The sequence below is a fragment of the Legionella brunensis genome (assembly GCF_001467025.1).
GTDB lineage: Bacteria > Pseudomonadota > Gammaproteobacteria > Legionellales > Legionellaceae > Tatlockia > Tatlockia brunensis.
This window is the reverse complement of sequence record NZ_LNXV01000037.1, coordinates 26,868-48,589: the sequence shown is the minus strand read 5'-3', so window position 1 is coordinate 48,589 and position 21,722 is coordinate 26,868. Positions and strand designations below refer to the sequence as shown.

Sequence of the window (21,722 nt, the reverse complement as noted above, 5' to 3'; positions counted from 1 at the left end):
ATCTAAAATCAGCCTTTGATTATTATCAGGGATTAACGGACTCATCCAGTAATATCTTTTTGCAAAGCATGATGATTAATGCCATGGGAGATGGCGTGGCTCATTATCAGGCGTTTACGGATGCTACGGCAGGAATTGTGAATCAACAATTTACCAAGTCTCAGGTACAACACCGTTGGAGCTGGGAAGTATTAGGGCAAAAAGCCTTATGGATTTTACCGATTACTCATACCTGCCTGACTCTTTTATTGTTTGGTGTGTTTCCTTTGATTATTGCTTTAACCACGTTACCAGGTGGGATACGTATTCTTTACGGCTATATGCAGTTTTTTATGTCACTGCAATTTTGGCCTGTGCTTTTTGCAATACTTAATGCTGGAATGACTATTTATGGGGCATCTTCTTCTGGTGAATATGGTCAGTTTACGATGGTGAATCTGGATAAGATTGATGAATTGCACGCAGATATTTCAGGGGCATGTGGCTATTTGATGATGCTTATTCCTTTTCTGTCGCATGGTTTGGTTTCTAATTTGGGTGGCGCATTTAGTAATCTTGCAACCAGTATGATGAGTCATATGCAAGGCTCCAGCATGTCGGTAGCAGGGGAGGCGGCTAGTGGTTCCTTTGGTCTTGGTCAAACTAGTTTTTATAACACAACAGCGAATAATTTCTCAGCCAACAAACATGATTCCAATTGGACACACATGCATGGCATGCATACTGAACAATTAGGCAGCGGGGTATTAAAAACCATCACAGGTAGTGGCGATAGAGTCTTTGATGTTAGTCCTGGAATGACGAGAAGTGCTATATCTATTAACGCTCAAGAGGGTTTGAGTGCGTCACTAAATCAGGCATATGAGCAATCTACACAGGTGGCTCGAAACGAATCGGCACACTATCAAAGTTCATTGTCTAATTTTGCCCATAGGGCATTGCAATTATCACAACTGGCAGGCCATGACATGCGACTAGGCGATGGGATATCAGAATCAGAAACAGGTCAATATTCCAAAGCCTTATCCACTATTAGCCATATTGCAGAGGATGTGGCACGGCGCACAGGAATTAGTAAGGAAGACGCACTAACTCATTTGACAAGCGGTGGTTGGGGTGCGCAAGTTGGTGTTAAAAGCCAGGGCAGTATATTTGGCAAGCTTGCACAATTGGGTACTGGTTTCCATGCGGGCGCTGACGCGCATCTTAAATTTGATCGTAACTCTTCCAGTAGTGATAAATACCATACTGGTATGGATGTCGCTCTTTCAGCTCGTGAATCGCGTGACTTTAATGATGCAATGAGCTATGTGAAGCAGTTTTCTCAAAATCATCATTTTGATGACAGTCATTCACAAGCAGCTTCGTTGTCTAATCAATTGGGTGCTGATCTGCGAGAAGCAGAAACAGCCAGCCGTAATGTGGATGCTTCACTTGCCAACGCCACACGCATCCAGAATGCGAAAAGCTTCGTGGAGTCTCATTCATCTCAAATTACCACTGATTTAAATCAAGCATTTCCAGCCTATGTAGCTGCTAAGCTTAATGAGTCAGAGCGTGATGAATTGTATAGCCACCCAGGGGATCTGCAATCGCTTAATAAACTTCAGGCATTAGGTCAGGACTTTATCGCATCCAAAAGAGATGAGTTAATTACCCAATTCGGTAACACGCAGCAAAAGACGCAGATTGAATCGTTGTATCAAAAAGAACAAAACGGCTTTATAGCTAAAGAAAATCAATTAGGAGCCCATTATCAGAAAAACAGTGAAGGGTTTCTTCATCAAGCACAATCAATGAAGATTGGCATTGATGGAAAAGAGCTTGGAGCATTTCAGCATGAGGTATATCAACAAAACGCTACTTTGCCTCAAAATCTTAAGCAAGGAGAGCAATTGATTAAGTCAGATCAGCATGATCTAATGAATGAAATGGATTTGAAGTTACAAGAAGGCATGGTGAATGCTCAAAAAAATGTAGTAGTGCCAGAGAATATACATTTACCTAAAGAGAAAAGATTCAAGCTACATCAAAAAGGAGAGTGAAATGAATCCACAACAATTAAAACAAGCCATAGCAGAGGATATTCGGACAATTAAGACATTAAATCCAGAGATTATCCCTGCACGATCCTATTATGGGGGGCTTGTAAAAGGGGCTCTCAGTGGATTTTGGAAGATGTTTATTATTCTGTTTTTAACATTATGCTATGTAATAGGATCGGATGAAGCGGATCCGACTACTTGGTCTGAATTGTTCACTTCCTCAAGTGTCATCTCATTTTTTCTAAGTGTCGTTGCGATACTTATTTTGCTAACTCCCATTAGTTTTTTTGTTCAATTCCAGTTTCATCTGGAGAAAAAATTAAAGACTGGTGCATTAATAAGAAAAAAATGCAGCCACATTTCAATGGTGTTTTTTGTAGTGTTTGCATCTTTCTGTATTTTGTTTGGCAGCTATGCTTCTGGACAGCAGATCTTTTTTCTGCTGGCACTGTCTTTCTTCCTGAGTTTAGGAGCGACTCATCTTGTGGTCAACATGGAATTAAGCCGTATTGGTTTTAGCAGCTTATTTACTCTATTCAATGAATTTTTTTCTAAAGGAAAAACTATCTCAATAGAAGAAACTCAGAAATAAAAAATAAAATCCAAAAAGAATAAATTTTAACCGTTTTTCGGGCAATGGTAGCTACTGCTTTGCCTAAAAAAGATGATAAGGAGTAAATACCGTGCGTGAAGAGCCTAATTTCAAACACTATACCCGTGGCGGGCAAATCAGTTTTCACAATCTGCGGATGTGGGATCAAATTACTAAAACGCTGGTATGGGTTTGTCTTTTTCTTTGGGTCGTATTAACAGGCTTAATCACTTGGCTAGTTACATCACCTGAGAAATTCCACCAAGCCATTGCTTATTACTATGCAAGTTTCTTAAATCTCGTGAAACAAAAGCATACCTTCACGCTTCCCTTTCACGGGAAAAACTATCAACAAAGCGTGGATACAATTCTGCATTATCCCTATTACAAAGAGAATGCCAATCACATAGTGGATCTACTAGGAAAATCTTCCCTGGCAGCATTCGTACTTTCATTTGTTTTAGGACTTTGTCTTGCCTTTTATTTTATTCGCAGGGGTAAAGCGCAGCGGGCTAATCAGTTTATTCGTGGCAGCCGTATTGATACAAAGGAGAATGTAATTCAACAAATCCTAGAGAAAAAAGAAAACTCTGATATCACCATTGATGGGTTTCCGCTCAAAGTGAACAGCGAAGTTCAACACCTTTTGGTTCATGGAACCGTAGGTACAGGAAAAAGTCAGCTCATTATGAAAATTATGGATGCCTTACGCAAGAGGGGAGATAGAGTTATTGTCTATGATAAGGGATGTGCCTTTATTCCGCATTATTTTGATTCAAATCAGGATGTCATTCTAAATCCATTTGATGCGAGGTGTCCTAATTGGGATATGTGGCTTGAAGCACCTCGGGATTCCGATTTTGAAAACATGGCAGAAAGCCTTATTCCGATGCATGGTGATTCTGATCCCTTTTGGGTGAATGCTGCGAGAACCGTATTCTCCTCAGTTGCTGCTAAAATGCGAAAAGACAAAGATCGATCCGTTGAGAAACTGCTTAAATTGTTATTAACCGGCGAATTTTCTCATTTGGAGGATTACCTTAAAGGAACCCCTGCTGCAACTTTGGTAAGCGGTAAAATTGAAAAAACAGCTATTTCTATTCGCTCAGTCATTACCACCTATTTAAAATCGCTTACCACCTTGTCAGGATTGAATTCAGAAGGGGTAAGCCCATTTTCTATTCGCAATTACATATTAAATGAACAGGACAGTGGTTGGCTTTTTATTTCATCCAATGGCGAACAACATAAATCATTAAAGCCTTTGATGTCTATGTGGCTAGCCATGGCCTCTCTCACGTTGTTAAGCCTTACGCCTAATCCAGATAGGCGGATTTGGTTCATTTGCGATGAATTGCCAAGCCTTCATAAATTACCGCTTTTAGGAGAGACCATTGCAGAAGTCCGAAAATTCGGAGGTTGCTTTTTATTAGGAATGCAAAGTTTCTCACAGCTCACCAAAGTTTATGGTCAATCAGGTGGCGCTAAGGAATTGTTTGACCTGCTGAACACCCGATTTTTCTTTAGAAGCCCAAGTGCAGATATGGCGCGTTTGGTTGCCAGCGAGTTGGGAGAAGAAGAAATTGAAGAGTCACGAGAAAATTATTCTTATGGAGCTAACAGTATTCGCGATGGAATCTCGCTTGGCAGCCAGCGTGTTACACGTCCTATTGTGTCCTATCCACAAATTTTGGAACTGGAAGATCTAAAGTGTTTTGTGCGCCTTCCAGGAAGTTATCCCATCACGCAACTGACGCTCGAACTTAAGGATAGACCTAAACACTTGAAAGGGTTTGTTGAGCGTCAATTCATTATCGATGAGCTATTACAAAACATTGTTAAGGAGAGCGCGAATCAAGAAGACGAACCAGGCGGATACCCCAAACACCTCAACAAACAGCCCATTGAAGTGGAATTTGAAGTTTAGAAACAAGGAGATAAGATGTTAAGTGTACAGCCGCTTAAATCAGCGCAGGGCGCTGCCGATTATTATACAGCTGCTTTTAATTATTATGCAGGTGATGCCGAAGCCTTAAGATGGTTAGGTAAGGGTAGCGAGCGACTTGGGCTAACAGGTATTGTTGAGAAAGAGCAAATGCTAGCTCTTCTTGAAGGACATCTTCCTAATGGTCAAGTCTTAAAGAATAAGAAAGGAGAACACCGCCCTGGCTTTGACATGACTTTTTCAGCGCCTAAAAGTGTTTCCATTTTGTCAGGACTTGGAGCGGACAACATGCTTTCTCAACTCCATGATAAGGCTGTTGAAAAAGCCATCGGTCTTATTGAAAAAGAATTTGCGCAAGCTCGCGTGGTTATTGGTGGTAAAGTACATTATGTAGATACCGGTAATTTAGTGGTAGCTGCATTTAGGCAACCCTTCTCACGTGCAAACGATCCAGCACTGCATACGCATGGCGTCACCATGAACATTACTTTTACTTCTGCGGATGGCAAAGCGCGTTCGCTTGCCTCTGATATAAATGGAAATTTTGGAGTAATTGAACAATTGCAACAACATGTGACTTATGCCGGTCTTTTATACCGCACTGAACTTGCTAATTTATTAAAAGAGCAAGGTTATCGGTTGCGGGATGTTGGAAAAGGGATGTTTGAAATTGGTGGAGTGCCTGAAGGGGTATTAAAGGAATTTTCAACACGGCGCGCTGATATTGAAGAAAAAATGAAGGAAAAGGGATGGGAAGGCGCAAGACTTGCAAGCAAAGCCACACTATTAACTCGAAATGCTAAAGAGGAGCATGATATCAATGTGTTACGGACAGATTGGCAAAAGCGGGCAGAGTTGCTGGGTTTTGATGCGTATGCCTTTGTTACTTCACACAAGGCTGACCTAGAACCGAAGGCCTTTGGCTTTTTTACATCAATTAAAGAAAAACTATTTGAGCGCTTTTATGGAAAGGACGACTTGACTTCATTGCAGGCTAAGGAAGCTGTTTTTGTTGCCATAGAAACTCTTTCTCAGCAAACCAGTGTATTTGAGTTAAGGCAACTAAAGGAAGCAGCGCTTAAACATACTCTCTCAGGACGAACGATTGTCCCGATTAAGGCAATTGATGCCATAATTAATGCTCACGTTAAGAGTGGATTACTTTATCAGGCCACCGATCCCATGACGAGATGTTCCATGCTCACTACCCCATGGGCATTAACATTAGAAACAGAAACGCTTGCCCGTATTGAATCTAATCAAGGCATATTAAAACCCATGGCCAATACCCATGCAGTACTTCAAGCGCAGATTGCCTATGAAGAAAACTCTCCATTTCCTTTAACAGTTTCCCAAAAAAATGCATTGATGCATGTATTTACCTCAACCGACCGCTTTAATGCAATTCAGGGTTATGCGGGTACTGGAAAAACCACCATGCTTCAATTAACTAAGCGGCTCGCAAGCGATAAAGGATTTAAACTAAGAGGAATGGCTGTTACAAGCTCTGCTGTCAACGAGCTTCGTGAGAAAGCAGGAATTCGCTCAGATGTGTTTCCAATAGTGCACCAAGAGCTTTTGAAAGCACCTAAAAACTCCTTGAAAAATACCCTGTTTATTCTGGACGAAGCTTCTATGCTATCTACCACCCAAGGCCATGAACTTATCAAATTAATTGAGCAAAAAGGGGCAAGACTTTTGTTAACCGGCGATGACTCTCAACTATCAAGTGTCAAATGTGGACGTATTTTTGGTCAGGCACAGGAATATGGGATATCTACAATCCAAATGACCGATATTATTCGGCAAACCAACGCCAGAACAAAAGGATCTGTACGCGATGCAATTAATAGAGACTTATACGACTCTCTGCAAAAACTTGATGAGGTGAGAGAATTTAAATCCCATGATGAGCGTATTGAGGCTATAGCCCATCACTGGTTAAATCTCTCCAAACAGGTTCGTGAAAAAACACTGGTTTTTGCGCCGACCCATGCGAACCGTCGTGATATTACCCAAATAATGCGTGATGGTTTAAAAAAAGAGGGAACATTAACAGGTAAGGAGCATGTGATTAACACTTTAAAGGCTCGCGCGATGGAGGAAATCCAACATCATCATACCCAATACTATCAGCAGGGTGATGTGCTCCGATTCAACCTAAAATTAGCCAGATCAGGCGTTCGTCCAGGAGACTACCTGACGGTAAACGTCATGACTGAAAAACATCGGAAAAATAAAACCGTACCATTGCTGACTGCTGAAGGTAAGTCAGTTGTTCTTCATTTAAAGGATTTACCAAGTTACATACCTTCGCGTGCGGGATTAAATCGCCCCATTGAATTTTATGAGGCAACCTCCCTTGTTCTTTGCGCACAAGATAAAGTGCTAATTACACGCAATAATAACCAGGCAGATCTTGTGAATTCATCTTTAGCTTCTGTCATTGCCATTGATGAACAGAATATAACGTTGAAGTTTGAAAAAGACGAACAAGTAAAAACCTTTTCTCGTGACGCAAAGGAATTGCAGCATCTTGATCATGGCTATGTATTGACCAATATGAAGGTACAGGGCAAGGATAAAACCTATGCCTTGGGACTCATGGAGTCTTACAACAAATTTTCTGCAACACTTAGAAATTATTATGTTCAGATTTCGCGTGCCATATCCCGAATGACCTTAATTACCGATGATAGAAACCAATTATTAAAAGCCCTTGAGTTCAATGACGACACTAAAAAATCCGCTCTCAATTATGTAAACAGTACCACGCTAAAAATGCACATAGATAAATTTTCAGCCAATCCGAAAGCCATTGATGTGGCAACTGTTGCGGATAAAAAAAGTTTCAATCAAGAAATAATGACAGAAAAACAAGCCTTAATACACCAATATACGGATGCAAAAAATAAGCAAAAAACAGCGATAGCTTGCATTAAAGCCTGGCAAATCGTGACAAGCGATCATCTCAAACGAATGGCTAGAAATCAGCTGGTTGTTTCTGAAAGTGCAATACGGCAAGACGCACTTAAATTTGCGACGATGAGGTTGTTAAAGAGCTTAGATAATGATGAGCGAAAAAAAGCCTTAACTGTCAAAGCGTATTTTGAGGCCTGCTCCGACACACAAAAGGCATGGAAATCGATTCATCAAGGGAATCGAAATTCTTTACAAAGAGAAAAAGCTTGGGGTAAAGCTGAAATTAGAGATGCACTTGCTTTTAAAATTGTTGAACATATTGAAGAGTACAGGCCTTATCTTCATCATTTTTCCATCGGAAAACTTAATCGATTGGGTGTTTCCCAATACCGTATTGAAAAAGGGGAGGAAAGGGCAGCAGATAGGCTAAAAAACTTAAGCATTCACGCTGAAAAGCATCACATGGCATGTACTGTGGCTTCGTTTTTCAGTGAAGAACTATTTAAAACAAAAGAACAGCTTGCAGCTTTTCTTAAAAGCCAATCTAAAGCCGTACATCCCTATTTAATTCGTCTGAGTGGAAAGACAAAAAGACCACTCGATGAGTTATGGCGTGAAATTAATCAACACGCTAAAAGATATGAAGAGATTCACTTTAAAGAGGGCTTAAACTCTCAAGAAAAAATTCTTTTTGATACCATCAAAACGTATCAGTCACTCAATAAAGAATTAGCCATTCATTTCGCCAGTACGATTTATGCGTTAGAAAAAGGGAAAGAGATTCCAGAAACTATTGAGCAAGCGCAAAGAGAGGTCGCTGCCTTAAGAAACCAAATTGCTGCAACGGTTCATAATAACGCTTCTTTTGACAAGATCTTGCACTTTTTCAAGATAGACAAAGAAAAAATCAAACAACAAGCAGCTAGCCATGACAAACGAGAAGTGGTCATACGATTTAAACAAGCTACGTCCAACTTTGAGCAGAAAAGAGAAACCGCTTTAGCAATCACTTCGGATATTAAGGGACATTATCCATTTATCAAAGAACTTGGCATTAACACCAAAGTACTAAATACCCTGATACGGATTGAAGAGAGGCGTATCTTCATCAGTGAGTTGAATGAAACGCAGAAAGATGATTTTTTTAAATGCATGGACTATAAAATAACTGGCCAAAAAGCCAGCCACCTCTGGAAAGCTGTTTTTTCCGACAAAGAGCAAGGCCTACCACTTAATCAGCAGAAGTTTATCCGGGCACAACAATTAACGGCAAAACGAGATAGCCTCGCCTATGTCATTCATCAAAAATCAGACATTCAAGGTTTGCTTGTTCAGGAAAAACTTGACCTACTTAAAATAGAGCAGCACGCAAGACAACACAAGGCGAGATTACAAACCGTTAATCAATTAAATGAAACTAAAGCTAATCTCTTTCATCAATTAGAACGTCGTATAGAAGGCATGAATCATAAGGAGTCAACCCAATGGCATAAAGCATGGGCTGTATTTAAAAATGATTTGCAGCGCGTTTCTAAAAATGAATCGCTATATCAAGAAGCCATTGAAACAATACAAAAATCACCGCTGATATTTACAAAAAATGAGAAATCACTATTAAGTCAATATGAATTAGATAATACCTATAAAGCATCTGTGCTTGATAAAATTGTTTACAAGGCTCAATTAAACGAATCAAAAGGATTTTATGATGCAGCCAAAATCACAGAAGTATTGATCGCAAATCCTATCGAAACGTATCGTGCTATTTTTGGCGAACCAAAGAAAATAACGGCTAGGGAAATGCGTTACTCAGGCGGACTTATTGTTTCCTTGAAAGGCAGTAAAGCGGGCTCTTGGTATGACTTTTCAGAAGGCTGTGGAGGTAACCCACTGTCAGCATTGATGCAGGAAAGAGGGATTTCATTCCAGGATGCATTGAAGGAAGGGGCAATCATTGCTGGTATTTCAGGCTTAACCAGTGTTGTTCCAATGAAGAGAGAAAAGAAGTTAAACGATTTAAGCGAATTACGCGAAGAAAAGAACAAAATAATATCGGCAAAAAGTATCCTCAAAGGCGGCATGCCAATTTTTGGCACACTAGCAGAAAAATATTTAAAAGAACATCGTGGTATAGAGCATCCAGAACAATTAAATGTTTTGTATTGGCCTAAAGGCGCTTTGTGGAAAGCAATCGATGATAATGGAACACTCTACGATAAAATTAATAAAATACCCGCTTTATTGATCGCGGCCAAGAACAAACAAGGAGAAATCACCGGCGTCCAACGGATTTATTTGGATGAAAAAAATGCTAAGAAAAATACTTTTATGGAAAATGCGAAATTATCCAAAGGGAGAATAGAAGGCAGCGCAGGAGTCTTGCAAACGGGTGGAAAGCGATCGCCATTGTATTTGGCAGAAGGCCCTGAAACAGGAGCAACCATTGCCATGGCAAATCCACAAGCTACGGTTTTGGTTTCCTTTGGTTTGTCGAACTTGAAAAATTTAGGCGCACTTATTAAAAGCTTTTACCCAAGTGAGGTGATTATTGCGGGAGATAACGATTTGGCTTCCAAAAATAATACCGAAAAAATAACCGAAGAAGCAAAAGAAGCCCTAATGAGAGAGGGTATAGGCGTAAAAATAATTACGCCTCAAATTTTGCCTGGTCGAGAAAAAACAGATTGGAATGATGTGCATTGTTTCCAAGGATTACACCAAGTAAAACAACAGCTTGGATTAAACGAAATAAACCCTGAAATTCATAAAATAGCGGTTCGCCTGAACAATGAAAAATCACTCGAATTAGAACAATATGTTAATAATTTTGTCGAGATTAAAAATCAAATAGGTAAAGCCAACTTGCAAAAAAATTATAATGTAGATTATTTGAATCCTAATAAAGGTAAGGAAGCGCATCAAAAATCATTTGAAATTGAAAAAACAAAAGAGCTTCATCGTAATCAAAAAGAAATGGATATTGAGCTTTAAATTTTTAAAGCTCTTCTGGTGCAATTCCCATCAATTCTTGGTACTTATTAATTGACAAGTCCATTAATTTTTTAAACTCATCCTGTCCATAATCCAGCTGCTTGGATGCCATATTTTTTAATAAGGCATTCATTTGAATCATGAGTTTAAAGCAATGTTTTTCAATGTCAGAATACTTGTCTTCTGGGCTTTTTTGATTCTGCTGACTTTCAGTCACCATCAATCCAATTTCTGTCATTTTGGTGATAGTATAAGAAAGAGAATCATCATTATCTCCAGCATATTTGGTCAGCTTTTTATAGAGATCATTCGGTACGGTAACGGTCACTCTAGGCATAAAATATCCTTTTAAATTTATATTTGGTGATGCAAATGTGATGAACTGATTGATGCATTATAAGATGCACCAATAACACAGTCTAGTATTGTATAGAAAAAACAAATAGCGCTACCAGTGATGCACAAAGATGCATTTGTGATGCTCATAATTGGTTATATAATGGCCATATAAAAGAGCTTTTACGATCCTTTTTGATTGTTTTTAAACCTATGGAAAATATTTTTCTTTATACTTCATTTATGCCGCATTTAAATAATATAAATCAATAGGTTGCAAATTAGCATTCCAATGCGAAAGGTGTGCTTGTTTTTATTAAGGGCTCTTTTTATTTACTTGGACATGGGGTTTACTGGTAATTTTTTTATTAATTTATAGGAGCGCAGTTTAATTGCGTGAATGTGATTATTTCTAGGCGGTGTATGAGATTAGTTTTCTTAAGATAAAAAAAAGCCTTGAGTATGTTTTCAAGGCGTTTTAGGGTGGTTATTTTATTGTTTCAATTGCAGCATTTTTTCAGCGAGAGTCCATAGAGCTTTATTGAGTTTAATATTTTGATCAATTCCCTTAACTTCACGGGTACGAACTCTTTTAAATTGTCCCCGTTCTCTTGCATAGCCAGTTAATCCGCCTTTTATCACATTTTCCTGAACAACATTGAATACAGAAAACAGATCGCTTGCGTTGGCTTCCGCGCTTCTGCGCACTTTAAGAAATTTATCAGGTGTTACGATCTGCCCCATAGGGCTATCGTCAAATCTTAGTGAGTGAGCAGCTTCGGCAAAATATAATTTCTCATCATTGCTCAGCTTAATTTGTGACATTTTTTCTGCTGCATCAATCATCTTTTGTGTTTCTTCCACGACTTGATAAGTGCCTTCAATGACGTTACCCACAATATCCCCTTGGTGACGCACTCTAATTTCTTCATAGGAATGACCAGCGACTAAACCATTACTGCAGACCAAACGAAATAATCCAGCATTTAGTCGATACGAGGATAATCCATCGTGAGAGTTGATTAAAACCAATTCTGGGAAAAGCATTGAAAATGACGGGGCTGTATTGCAATGACGAAAACGAATCATGTGCTTAGTAAATGGTTTGTTAGATTCTAAACGGCAATTACTTTGAGCTGCCCAAGTGGGATAAAAACCTTTTGCAATTAACCCATCAATTACATTGCTCGTAGAAATATGCTGATATTTCTCACTGGTGTATTCAGCTTTTGCTTGAGTAAAAATGGAAGGGGCTTTAAAACGTGAAGGGGCTTTAAAACGTAACACATCCATACTAATAAAATTTTTCATAATGATTTCCTTTGGTTATTGATGTCCCTAATGGACAAGATAAGTATCGCAAATCCCCAAGAAATTGTCAATTAATTATATCTAATAATTAGATGTTTTTATTATATCTTTTTATTTGACTTTTTTAATTTGATTCTCTAGCATCATCTTTAAGTGATAAAAAAGATGAATACTTTAATGAAAAAATTATTAGCATTTGAAATAAAACATAATTTACGCCGACCCGCGCGTGTTTACGTTAAATCGCCTGATTTGAAGACTATTTATGGATCCTTTAGTCTGGACAATACAAGCGCCTTTGAAAATTGGGAGGCGTTAACATTAGCGCAACAAACAGAATTGAAACAGTTTATGCACAATATTGATGCTGTGAACAAACATATAAAGCCAGAAAGCAATGATGTGCTCACAGAGTTCAGATTAAGGCTTCCTATAAGCTTAATCCACGCTCTCAATGAATTAAGTATCATTTGCAATAAGGAAAACGTGGAACTTAACGTTTATGATTCTATTATTCTGAATATAATCCAACAAATGAAAATCAGTACCGCCAAATTAAGCAATGAAAGCAAGACCGAGGCTTTTTCAATATTAGAAAAGGCAAACATTGCCGAGTACAAGAAAATTGATTATAGCTCTCAAATACAAGGTATATTTGCAGAATTATTACATATTCATAATAAATCAGAAAAATTATATGAAAAGGCAAAGTCTCTTTTTGGAAAAGATAAAAGCTATTCGCCCAAGGCTCTTGAAAGTATGGCTAGTGGCGAAAGTAATCCGTCAAAATGGCTTGTATCCTGTGCTATTGATCTGCTTCTTGATGAAGAAAAGGATGTAAATAGTTTATTATCAAAGGATGACTTATTTATGCTTTGGGTCAAGCCTCAGCTAGATCAAAATTTAGATAACGACCGAATTATTCAAAGGTTATCGCATTTGAATCTAGACGGTTTAATCGAAAGAACTAAGAGTTATACCATTTATTTGTCTGATATAAAAATTTAAAAGTAGCCTTCTACCCTACACTCATACAGAATCGGAAGTATCATCGCTTCTGATCTCAGCAAACTTTGCCGCCATTGTGGGGTTACCTTTGGTTAGTTTCTTAACAGTTAAATCCTCTGCTTTGTTGTTAGCAAGGCGGAGGTTGTTTTCGGAACCAAGCAGCGCATCCTTCGTCTTTTGAAGATGGTCAATGGTTTTGTCGATTTCCTCAATAGCCGTTTTAAATTTCTTGGATGCCAATTCATAATTTCGAGCGAAACCAGTTTTCTATTTCATCCTGTAATGCTTCTCTCTGTTCGGGGGAATGCAGATGTTCCTCTATTTCTAAACACTCATTACGAATCTGAGTCATGATTTGCTCTTTGGTTTCCCACTGCAAACCAAAAGCAGCGGCCTCCTGCTCTAGGTGCTCAATTTCTTCAAAAATAGCCATAATATCGACTTATACTTTTTCGTTACTTGCGACACTGCGACAATTGCGACAGTTTGTTTTTTCAATAGACCTCTATTATTCAAGGTTTGTCGCAATTGTCGCAGTGTCGCAAAATTTATTGAGAACAATGAGGGTTCATTTCCAAAATTGTCTTATTACCCTGGGTTGTTTCTCTGATTACATGATGATCCATTAATATATCTATCGCTTTATTCATTCTGGATTTATCCCTTAAAGGACTCAATCTTTGAATCTCTCTTACACTAATGGTGTAATGATCTTTCATCATTAACCAGTTCAGCAGTTTTTGTGCATCCTGAACCTCACTTTGAGAACTTTCAGTAGACAACAGCCGCCGAGTCTCCTGCATATGCCAGCGTATGATTTCAATAGCACTTTCAATATGTTCAGTGCTTATGTCTCCAACTTTACCTTCAAACAGGTGAAACAGAGCGGCTAGCCTTGCGGAATTCTCCGCAGCTTTACTCACAAAATCTTTTAACGCCACCCATGGACCATTATCAGACAGCCCTGATTCCATATGGTTAAAAAACTGAATCCATTTTTGTTTGGCCTGTGGACTAAAAACTAATGTTGGCAAATTAATGCATCCTTTGATCCCCAACTCTTCCGATTGAGAAAGACACGAAGTAATGCGCTCGTGATAAGCGCTAAAACAGGATAAAGAATCATTGGGTTCCTGGTATAAGCGTGTTCCCATGAGACTTTTAGGATAAGCCAGCAAACACCTTGGTAAAAAACCGCTCTGACGCGCAATATGCTGCGACTGACCTAGCAATTGTTGCATCAAAATGGGTTGGCTTAGTAAATTTAAAGTAAGGCGCCGATTTTTTAAGACAAAATTATCGGATGTCTTTCTATGTGTAGTAAAAAGTTTTGCATCCCACAAACGGTTGAGTAATGCGACAAATCGAGTCGGATTTGATTGCATACTCTGGCTGCCAATAATAATACCAGCCTCATCAGACCAAAGAGACGCACTTGGCCAACCATGAGCCAAACTATGAGCCAGCGCTTCTTGCGTAACATCTTCAAAATAAAGCGTGGGAAGCAACGGTATTTCAGGCTCATGCATCATAAGTTCTTCGAGCTCTTCCCGAGTATCTGCATAATCGTCAGAAAAAGAGCCGGATCGTAATCGATAAATCAGCTCGTCACATTGCATTTTCCAAGCCCGATGCAACACTTTAGCCGCATTGGCCATAGGTAAGCGTTGCGAGCGAACCCTTTCTTCCCAGCTCCTGGCAGCATGTGAAAATAAATTATCCGATGCAGATTTTCTCTCCCCACTAGATGCCAATACGATGAAATATAAGGAAACAGGACTAATTAGATAATGATCTCTTGCTACATTCGCTAACGACTGACAAGCCAAAGACACATTAGCTAATGCACCACACGCAATGAGTGAAATTGGCTGTTGGCCATATTGTTGATAATCGGAAACTGTTTTTTGTAAAATTCTTGGAAGCGCTTGTAAAGGATAAGCTGATTCCTCCTGCTTAGTCACTGCAAAAGGGATTGGGGTTTCCCAATCCCTCGTGATCCGAGCTATAGCCGCTTCGACGTTATCTAACTCTGTATTTATGACAAAAGAACTCATTTGGGCTTCACCTTCTTTAATATTGCTAATTTGCGATGCAAGTTATGTTTGAACTTAAGGTCACAAATTGTGACCTTAAATTGATAGATATTATTTATCTAGTCCTTTCCAAGGCTCCCCAGGCAGACGGTGCACTACTTCATTGAATAAATATTGGTATATCCATTCAACATCATACTCATAACTCATATTCTCAGGTAATAATGCATGCATATCTGTATTAAATATCTTTGACTTGCGCTTTTGCTCCAGATTTTTTTGAAATTGCGCCTTGGTTACCTTATTATTGTGCGCATCCATATAGAAATCGAAGCAATGAAGTACTTCTTCTATATTTATTCCTACTTCTTTAACTACAGCATAAAAATCAAATAAATCACGCCCTTTTTTTCGCTGGTATAAAGCCTTTAACTTTGTAGCCATAAGCTCTTCAAGTTGATAGGTATTTATCTTTGTTTCCCCACTAAACCACTTATTACTGACAGCAAACGGTATTTCGATTCTATCCAATACATTAAAATGATCTCTTGTATTAATTTCAATCTTAATACGTATGGGCTTATTTTCTTCTTCGGATTGAACACGATAAATCATCGTAGCTCTTCCTTCAGCAAATTTTACTTTTGGCTCACCCATCCAGGAATTAAGTAGATGATGCAGTTCACCCAAAGTATCCCCGATGGGTTCTGCGTTCAATTGAACTAAATCAATATCCTCGCTGAATCTTACCACCTGTTTAAGAAATAATTTATGGATGGCGGTTCCGCCACGAAACGCGAGTTTAGAAGATAAAAAAGCATTATTAAATAATTCTACTAAAATTCGTGACAACAACAAATCATGCTCAACCTGAGCACTTGAACCCCATGGGGCATATTCTCGCCATTCGGTAATTGCTGAGATGGGGATCATATATCTAACTCCACTTCTTCATTAACATTAATATTCCATCGTTCATTTTTCTCGATGATATTTAAATCTTCTCCAGGGCTCAACCAGATGTAATTCACAGGTTTTCGCAATAATAAAACTGCATATACCACTTCGCTCAATTCCTCGTGCTCTGTTATATCAAGTAAGTACCCAAGTCTTTGCAACATGGTGGTTTTAACGGGTAGTTTTTCAAGCAACTCTTTAAATTTATCTTTATTAACAGACTCAGCCAGGTCAGTGATCACTTGAGCCATATTATGGATATATCCCGCATGCTTTGAATAATCACACACATCCATCATGGTAAGTTCTGGACTTGATATATTTATAGCGCCGGTATAAGAATTAATTTTATTTATACCTACATCAGGCATTGTTTTTTTAACAATAAATTCAATCGATACATTTCCAATTGAAATAGCTCGTGTTTGTTTATTCGTCATAACTTGAAACCGCTGGGGTTGTTGATGTGATGCGCCGTAATAAGAAGCTGCGGATAAAAGACTGGTATAATAGGGTTGTCCTAAATATTTCATCAAATCATCTATAAACCAATCCGCGGGTAAACAACCAAGTGAAAAATGCTGCGGAGGTATAATAATGTAGAACCCCTCTCTTACTAAAGCCAACTCTTTTTTCTTGGCTAATCTGTTTGCGGAATTAATAAAAGATGGAGTATTACAATCAAGTAGTTTAATAGCTTCCGTTTTCTCAAAGCTATATCTGCCTTTTTGAAGGAAGTGTTTAATCAAAGAGGATAAGTTTTCATTTTTCATATTCAAATAATAACATAATTTAATATAATTTGCATACAAAAAATGATTTTGCCCCTAAGAATGCTCCCTTACCTTCATTTAATACGAAATATTAAACATCCAGGTTTAGTTAAGATCACAAAATGTGATCTTAACTTTTAATTGATGCAATTCAACCTGAATCAAATCAATAGTAACATAATCTAATTTTCATAGACTTTAATTAACTTTATTTAAGTTACCAGTTAAGTTACTATTTTATTATGTTATTAGTAATCAACCCCATTAGTCACATAATCGAACGTTTATGTGACGCAAGCGATGGAGAGAAAAATGCTAGTTGGCTATATGCGAGTTTCAAAAGCTGATGGTTCGCAAAGTACGGATTTACAACGTGATGCTCTTTTGGAAGCAGGTGTTGAACCGAATCAACTCTATGAAGATTTTGCTTCAGGTAAAAAGGATGATCGCCCTGAACTTGCTAATTGTTTAAAAGCATTACGCAAGAATGACACTTTGGTAGTCTGGAAACTGGATCGACTGGGCCGCGATTTACGTCATCTTGTTAATACAGTTCATGATTTAACAGCTAGAGAAATTGGATTTAAAGTATTAACTGGGCATGGCGCCGCTATTGATACAACAACTGCTGCTGGAAAACTAGTATTTGGTATTTTTGCAGCTTTGGCCGAATTTGAACGTGAAATGATTAAAGAGCGAACCCTCGCAGGGATGGCGTCTGCTCGTGCAAGAGGGAGAAAAGGTGGCAGACCTTATAAAATGACTCAAGCAAAGCTTAGATTGGCCATGGTTTCTCTAGGACAGCCTGAAACTAAAATTGGCTCTTTGTGTGAGGAGCTGGGCATAACGAAGCAAACATTATATAGGCATGTAGCTCCAAACGGGGAATTACGGGAGGATGGTAAAAAATTGCTTGGCAGTATTTGATTATAGATTAACATCAGGAAATTATTAAATACATATTGAAAACGAAAATTGAAAGACGTTGACAAAAAGTTGGTCTCAAAGATATCGATTGCCAATTCACCAGTAAGGATAATCTATCCTAATAATTAAAATAGCCATTTTTTAAATCAGTTTCAAAATCATTAGGCCAGTCACTATTGGTATAACTCATATTGTTTTTTTATAGAATTCTTTTCTATGGTTATCCATACTTGGGCACCGACAATTTGGTTTGGGTCGTAACTTGAGCCATTCTTTATCGTTATTTTAAATTCATTATCAGAATACCCGTTCCTAAACAAAATGTTTCTAAAGTCTTCTTTTATTACATCCTCTTCACCATACATTATTTATTCCTTAAACTGTCACTTAAAATCATTATAGACTTTAATAGATAAATTTAGCGTAATATGTTTTATATAAAAGGTGGGAAATATCATTGAAGGGTGGCTTTTTATTCAAATTCGAATTCTTCGTATCGAATTGCAGAGCCAAGGCTCCCTTCTTTACTCAACTGTTTACAAACTGCCTGGATAGTTTCATAGGCAAATCCCCGACCACTTAAAAAACGATAAACTCGTGTTTTTGATTTCTCAGGATGCTCACCACTTAACCCTCTGCTTTTTCGACGTGCTTCATACAAAGCCCTTGAGTATTCATCGCCAAGTTGAGCTAATACGTCCTCAATCACCTCGTCACGGACTTCTCTTTGTCGCAAAGCCTGCATAATAAAGCGATTTCCCTTGTGGGTATAACGTGTTGCAATACCCTCTGCAAGACGATGGTCATTAATCAAATGGAGCTCATTGAGGCGCTTTAGGGTTTTCTGAATTAAAGCATAAATATCGGGTTTATCTGCAAACATTTTTCCTAATTGTTTGCCAAGTTCATGCTCCGAGTAGAACCGTTCTGACAAAAGCTTCATTGCCGTATCCAATAAGTCACTCATGTTTGTTCCCTTGTGCGTCGTTTACCACAGCATCGTTTTGTTAAAACATTTTTTAAGCAATAATAGAAATAATCAACGATAAAAATTTTTTGATTTCATGATACAATTCCTTGTAGTTTAAATACCCAAATTCCTTCCAAGTAATATCTTATATTACGAAAACTCAACCTGGATAATAAATCTGAATGGGTCGCTTCTTTCTATTAACTACTGCAAATGAGGTCAATGTATGGAGACGTACAGAGGTTTTACTCATAATTTCCCAAACAATATAATGACGAACTATTTCAGCATCTGCAATCAGGGATCGATGACATCTCCATGGTACTGCTTCAGCACACATGATTGCTACTTTACGACCTTTCCTTATTAAACCATTTAACTCTTTTAGTCCTTCGAAAAATTCAGGTGTTTGCATGTAATCCGCAAAGCCACGAAAGCTTGCATTGCGCCATCCTTTATTAATGGAATTTTTAACTGTTCGACGTAAGCCGCCTAATTTTGATAAATGCGTATAATCTATGTTATCCATTCGAAGCGATTTTTCGAGCTCTTTTTCATTAAACCATGGCACGTGACTCGATTTTGGAATTGTGCGCACATCAATGACATGCATAATTTGATGCGCATGCAAAATTTCAATAAACTCCTGCAGAGTATGTGTCGAGTGTCCAATCGTATAAAGCTTAGGCATAAACAATGTCCTTATATTCATAAAACTTTATCGAGGTGCTTCATAACGCTCTTTAATACCTTTTTAGAAAGAACTATTTGCCATAATTGAATTTTCTGTAAATTGTATGAACGATACCCTTTTGTCGTTCAAAAATTAAATGATGATAAAAACAAAATTATATTTTTAATTTACGTGCCACTCCCGTTTTAATGGCAGCTTCTTTTACTGCTTGTGCCACTAACTTAACCACGTTGGCGTCAAACACACTTGGAATAATATAATTATAAGTTAGATATTTTTCTTCTATAGCGTTTGCTATAGCATAAGCTGCAGCAAGCTTCATTTCTTCATTAATCTCCGTGGCCATACAATCAAGCGCTCCCCTAAAAATACCAGGGAAACAAAGTACGTTATTAATTTGATTTGGATAATCGCTACGTCCTGTTGCAACAATGGCAGCGTATTTTTTTGCCTCTTCTGGCATGATTTCTGGTGTTGGATTAGCCATTGCAAATACTATAGCGTCTTTATTCATTTTTTTTACATCTTTTGCTGTAATAACATCAGGTTTAGAAACACCAATAAACACATCGGCACCTTTGATTACATCATGCACTGTCCCTTTTTCAAGATTAGGATTGGTATGTTTTGCATACCATTGATGAGCTTTGTGCAATCCTGATTTGCCATGATAAAGCGCGCCGTCACAATCACAGCCAATAATATTTTTAACGCCTAAGTTGAGTAACATTTTGGTACATGCTGTACCGGCTGCACCAATACCTACTATAACCACTTTAATATTTTCAGGTTTTTTCTTGACTACTTTTAGTGCATTAATCATTGCAGCTGACAGCGCTACTGCTGTTCCATGTTGATCATCATGAAATACTGGAATATTCAATTCCTTTTTTTAATCGTTCCTCTACTTCGAAACAACGGGGCGCCGAAATATCTTCCAAATTAATCCCACCAAATATCGGAGCAATATGCTTAATGGTTGTAACGATTTCATCTACATTTTGAGTATCCAAACAAATAGGAAATGCATCGACACTGGCAAATTCTTTAAACAATAATGCTTTTCCTTCCATAACAGGAATGGCAGCGTATGGCCCCAAGTTTCCCAAACCTAAGACGGACGTTCCATCAGAGACTATTGCAACCAAATTTTTTTAATTGTAAGGTTATATACGTCTTCTGGATTTTTATAAATAGCAGTACAAATTCGCGCAACACCTGGGGTATAAGCGATCGATAAATCATCTCGGGTCTTTAATGGAATCCGGCCTTTAATCTCAATTTTCCCACCAAGATGGGCTAAAAAAGTACGATCGGACACGTTAATCACATCTATATTAGGAATCGTACGCAATAGGTCCACTATTGCTTCCGCATGATTAGGACCACATGTATAAATGGTAATATCGCGGATCTGAGCATCTGTTTCGGCACGCACTGTATCAATAGCTCCTATTTGCCCACCTTCTTTTTCAATCGCAGCTGCTAATTCGCCAAAAGTTCCTCGGGAGTTTTTTATACGAACCCGTAGAGTAATGCTATTTGATGCACTACATATTTGATTGACCATAGCAACTCCTTACACGAGGTCTTTGAACAAACGATTGAATTTTTCTTTAAGAGATTCAAGTATCGTTGCTTTTTGTTATATCCATATTGAGTTATTCATAAACAATATAAATGTTCTCCAATAAAGCTATATAATTTTTATAGTACATAAAAACCCTATATAAAACTAATAATCAGACGCGACCAATTAAAAACTAACGGACATACAACTTTTAATCTCATCTTATCCATGTTTCTTTTTGCATTTATGAATTATTATTTATTTATGATATAAAAAATTTCATAAAACCATTTTTCATGCTAACCGTTACAAAAATGCTACTTAAGCCATATGACGATAAAATGAACTAATGCACTACACTATAAATAAAAACTATTAATATAGAGTGTTAAAAGAATATAGCGACGTATTTAAGGAGAAATAATGTCTGTTTACACGATTAAATTAGTCAGTAAACAAGAAATAGCCGAAAATACTATGGCATTCATGTTTGAAAAACCGGATGGATTCAATTTTAAAGCAGGCCAATTTGGAGAGTTTACATTAATCAATCCTCAAGAAACTGATGCAGAAGGTAACACTCGTGCGTTCTCATTGACTCAACCTCCTTCAGCAAAGGATTTAATGGTAACAACTCGTATGCGA

General features: G+C 38.0%; 18 protein-coding genes and 1 pseudogene. 7 read left to right on the top strand and 12 right to left on the bottom strand.

The features are described 5' to 3' along the window. The 4 genes from traG to mobF form a co-directional block, all read left to right on the top strand. Nucleotides 1–2,045: conjugal transfer mating-pair stabilization protein TraG (traG, locus tag Lbru_RS16520; protein ID WP_058443227.1), on the top strand; the 2,045-nt coding region annotated here is incomplete at its 5' end. A gap of 1 nt (nt 2,046) precedes the next feature. Next, nucleotides 2,047–2,637 (top strand): hypothetical protein, encoded by a 591-nt coding sequence (locus Lbru_RS16515; RefSeq protein ID WP_058443222.1) that lies wholly within the window; start codon nt 2,047–2,049, stop codon nt 2,635–2,637. A 91-nt stretch (nt 2,638–2,728) separates the two neighbouring features. After that, nucleotides 2,729–4,564, top strand: coding sequence for a type IV conjugative transfer system coupling protein TraD (traD, locus tag Lbru_RS16510; protein ID WP_058443221.1), 1,836 nt, complete (start codon nt 2,729–2,731; stop codon nt 4,562–4,564). Nucleotides 4,565–4,579: 15 nt separating this feature from the next. Next, nucleotides 4,580–10,495 carry a MobF family relaxase gene (gene mobF / locus Lbru_RS16505; RefSeq protein WP_058443220.1) on the top strand — a complete coding sequence of 1,972 codons (5,916 nt, stop codon included), beginning with the start codon at nt 4,580–4,582 and terminating at the stop codon, nt 10,493–10,495. Between the two features lie 4 nt (nt 10,496–10,499). Here mobF and Lbru_RS16500 read toward each other — a convergent pair whose 3' ends face one another. Together Lbru_RS16500 and Lbru_RS16495 are read right to left on the bottom strand one after the other, a co-directional pair. After that, on the bottom strand, nt 10,500–10,832 hold the full coding sequence (locus Lbru_RS16500) for a hypothetical protein (RefSeq protein ID WP_058443219.1): 333 nt from the start codon (nt 10,830–10,832) through the stop codon (nt 10,500–10,502). 491 nt (nt 10,833–11,323) lie between these two features. Then, the gene (locus Lbru_RS16495) at nt 11,324–12,142 is read right to left on the bottom strand and encodes a DUF932 domain-containing protein (protein WP_058443218.1); all 819 of its coding nucleotides are present in this window, start codon (nt 12,140–12,142) and stop codon (nt 11,324–11,326) included. Nucleotides 12,143–12,319: 177 nt separating this feature from the next. Here Lbru_RS16495 and Lbru_RS16490 point away from each other — a divergent pair, with 177 nt between their 5' ends. Continuing rightward, complete coding sequence (locus Lbru_RS16490) at nt 12,320–13,150, top strand: hypothetical protein (RefSeq protein WP_065235491.1); 831 nt, start codon at nt 12,320–12,322, stop codon at nt 13,148–13,150. 21 nt (nt 13,151–13,171) lie between these two features. Here the strand turns inward: Lbru_RS16490 and Lbru_RS16485 are convergent, their stop codons facing one another. From Lbru_RS16485 to Lbru_RS16465, 5 genes are all read right to left on the bottom strand, one after another. Then, nucleotides 13,172–13,390 carry a DUF2130 domain-containing protein gene (locus tag Lbru_RS16485; protein WP_058443216.1) on the bottom strand — a complete coding sequence of 73 codons (219 nt, stop codon included), beginning with the start codon at nt 13,388–13,390 and terminating at the stop codon, nt 13,172–13,174. 1 nt (nt 13,391) lies between these two features. Continuing rightward, nucleotides 13,392–13,583 carry a hypothetical protein gene (locus Lbru_RS16480; RefSeq protein WP_058443215.1) on the bottom strand — a complete coding sequence of 64 codons (192 nt, stop codon included), beginning with the start codon at nt 13,581–13,583 and terminating at the stop codon, nt 13,392–13,394. A gap of 115 nt (nt 13,584–13,698) precedes the next feature. Further along, entirely contained in the window at nt 13,699–15,207 is a 1,509-nt protein-coding gene (locus Lbru_RS16475; protein WP_058443214.1) for a YfjI family protein, read from the bottom strand. A 90-nt stretch (nt 15,208–15,297) separates the two neighbouring features. Continuing rightward, on the bottom strand, nt 15,298–16,119 hold the full coding sequence (locus tag Lbru_RS16470) for a nucleotidyl transferase AbiEii/AbiGii toxin family protein (protein ID WP_035896036.1): 822 nt from the start codon (nt 16,117–16,119) through the stop codon (nt 15,298–15,300). Beyond that, nucleotides 16,116–16,916, bottom strand: coding sequence for a type IV toxin-antitoxin system AbiEi family antitoxin domain-containing protein (locus Lbru_RS16465; RefSeq protein ID WP_035896038.1), 801 nt, complete (start codon nt 16,914–16,916; stop codon nt 16,116–16,118). The genes Lbru_RS16470 and Lbru_RS16465 overlap by 4 nt, the downstream gene beginning before the upstream one ends. A gap of 312 nt (nt 16,917–17,228) precedes the next feature. Here Lbru_RS16465 and Lbru_RS16460 point away from each other — a divergent pair, with 312 nt between their 5' ends. Next, on the top strand, nt 17,229–17,843 hold the full coding sequence (locus Lbru_RS16460; protein WP_058443212.1) for a recombinase family protein: 615 nt from the start codon (nt 17,229–17,231) through the stop codon (nt 17,841–17,843). A 472-nt stretch (nt 17,844–18,315) separates the two neighbouring features. Here the strand turns inward: Lbru_RS16460 and Lbru_RS16450 are convergent, their stop codons facing one another. The 5 genes from Lbru_RS16450 to Lbru_RS17970 all read right to left on the bottom strand — a co-directional run bounded on the left by Lbru_RS16450 (nt 18,316) and on the right by Lbru_RS17970 (nt 21,077). Then, entirely contained in the window at nt 18,316–18,810 is a 495-nt protein-coding gene (locus Lbru_RS16450) for a regulatory protein RecX (RefSeq protein ID WP_058443211.1), read from the bottom strand. Nucleotides 18,811–18,973: 163 nt separating this feature from the next. Then, nucleotides 18,974–19,504 (bottom strand): DUF488 domain-containing protein, encoded by a 531-nt coding sequence (locus Lbru_RS16445; RefSeq protein ID WP_058443210.1) that lies wholly within the window; start codon nt 19,502–19,504, stop codon nt 18,974–18,976. Nucleotides 19,505–19,661: 157 nt separating this feature from the next. Beyond that, nucleotides 19,662–20,390: an NAD(P)-dependent malic enzyme gene (locus Lbru_RS17980; protein ID WP_338011178.1), complete on the bottom strand. Its 729-nt coding sequence runs from the start codon at nt 20,388–20,390 to the stop codon at nt 19,662–19,664. After that, a complete protein-coding gene (locus Lbru_RS17975; RefSeq protein ID WP_338011177.1) occupies nt 20,368–20,607 on the bottom strand; it encodes a hypothetical protein in 240 nt (79 codons plus the stop codon). The genes Lbru_RS17980 and Lbru_RS17975 overlap by 23 nt, the downstream gene beginning before the upstream one ends. Before the next feature lie 35 nt (nt 20,608–20,642). Further along, nucleotides 20,643–21,077 carry an ACT domain-containing protein gene (locus Lbru_RS17970; RefSeq protein WP_338011176.1) on the bottom strand — a complete coding sequence of 145 codons (435 nt, stop codon included), beginning with the start codon at nt 21,075–21,077 and terminating at the stop codon, nt 20,643–20,645. 423 nt (nt 21,078–21,500) lie between these two features. Between Lbru_RS17970 and Lbru_RS17900 the strand changes: the two are divergent. Next, a pseudogene (locus Lbru_RS17900) lies at nt 21,501–21,722 on the top strand (oxidoreductase); the annotation flags it as partial.

Coding starts and splice junctions, on each gene's coding strand:
- Lbru_RS16490 (WP_065235491.1), top strand. CDS start 12,320: ATGAAAAAATTATTAGCATTTGAAATAAAACATAATTTACGCCGACCC.
- Lbru_RS16450 (WP_058443211.1), bottom strand. CDS start 18,810: ATGAGTGACTTATTGGATACGGCAATGAAGCTTTTGTCAGAACGGTTC.
- Lbru_RS16500 (WP_058443219.1), bottom strand. CDS start 10,832: ATGCCTAGAGTGACCGTTACCGTACCGAATGATCTCTATAAAAAGCTG.
- Lbru_RS16515 (WP_058443222.1), top strand. CDS start 2,047: ATGAATCCACAACAATTAAAACAAGCCATAGCAGAGGATATTCGGACA.
- Lbru_RS16495 (WP_058443218.1), bottom strand. CDS start 12,142: ATGAAAAATTTTATTAGTATGGATGTGTTACGTTTTAAAGCCCCTTCA.
- Lbru_RS16480 (WP_058443215.1), bottom strand. CDS start 13,583: ATGGCTATTTTTGAAGAAATTGAGCACCTAGAGCAGGAGGCCGCTGCT.
- Lbru_RS16445 (WP_058443210.1), bottom strand. CDS start 19,504: ATGCCTAAGCTTTATACGATTGGACACTCGACACATACTCTGCAGGAG.
- Lbru_RS16465 (WP_035896038.1), bottom strand. CDS start 16,916: ATGAAAAATGAAAACTTATCCTCTTTGATTAAACACTTCCTTCAAAAA.
- Lbru_RS17970 (WP_338011176.1), bottom strand. CDS start 21,077: ATGGTCAATCAAATATGTAGTGCATCAAATAGCATTACTCTACGGGTT.
- Lbru_RS16460 (WP_058443212.1), top strand. CDS start 17,229: ATGCTAGTTGGCTATATGCGAGTTTCAAAAGCTGATGGTTCGCAAAGT.
- Lbru_RS16470 (WP_035896036.1), bottom strand. CDS start 16,119: ATGATCCCCATCTCAGCAATTACCGAATGGCGAGAATATGCCCCATGG.
- mobF (WP_058443220.1), top strand. CDS start 4,580: ATGTTAAGTGTACAGCCGCTTAAATCAGCGCAGGGCGCTGCCGATTAT.
- Lbru_RS16475 (WP_058443214.1), bottom strand. CDS start 15,207: ATGAGTTCTTTTGTCATAAATACAGAGTTAGATAACGTCGAAGCGGCT.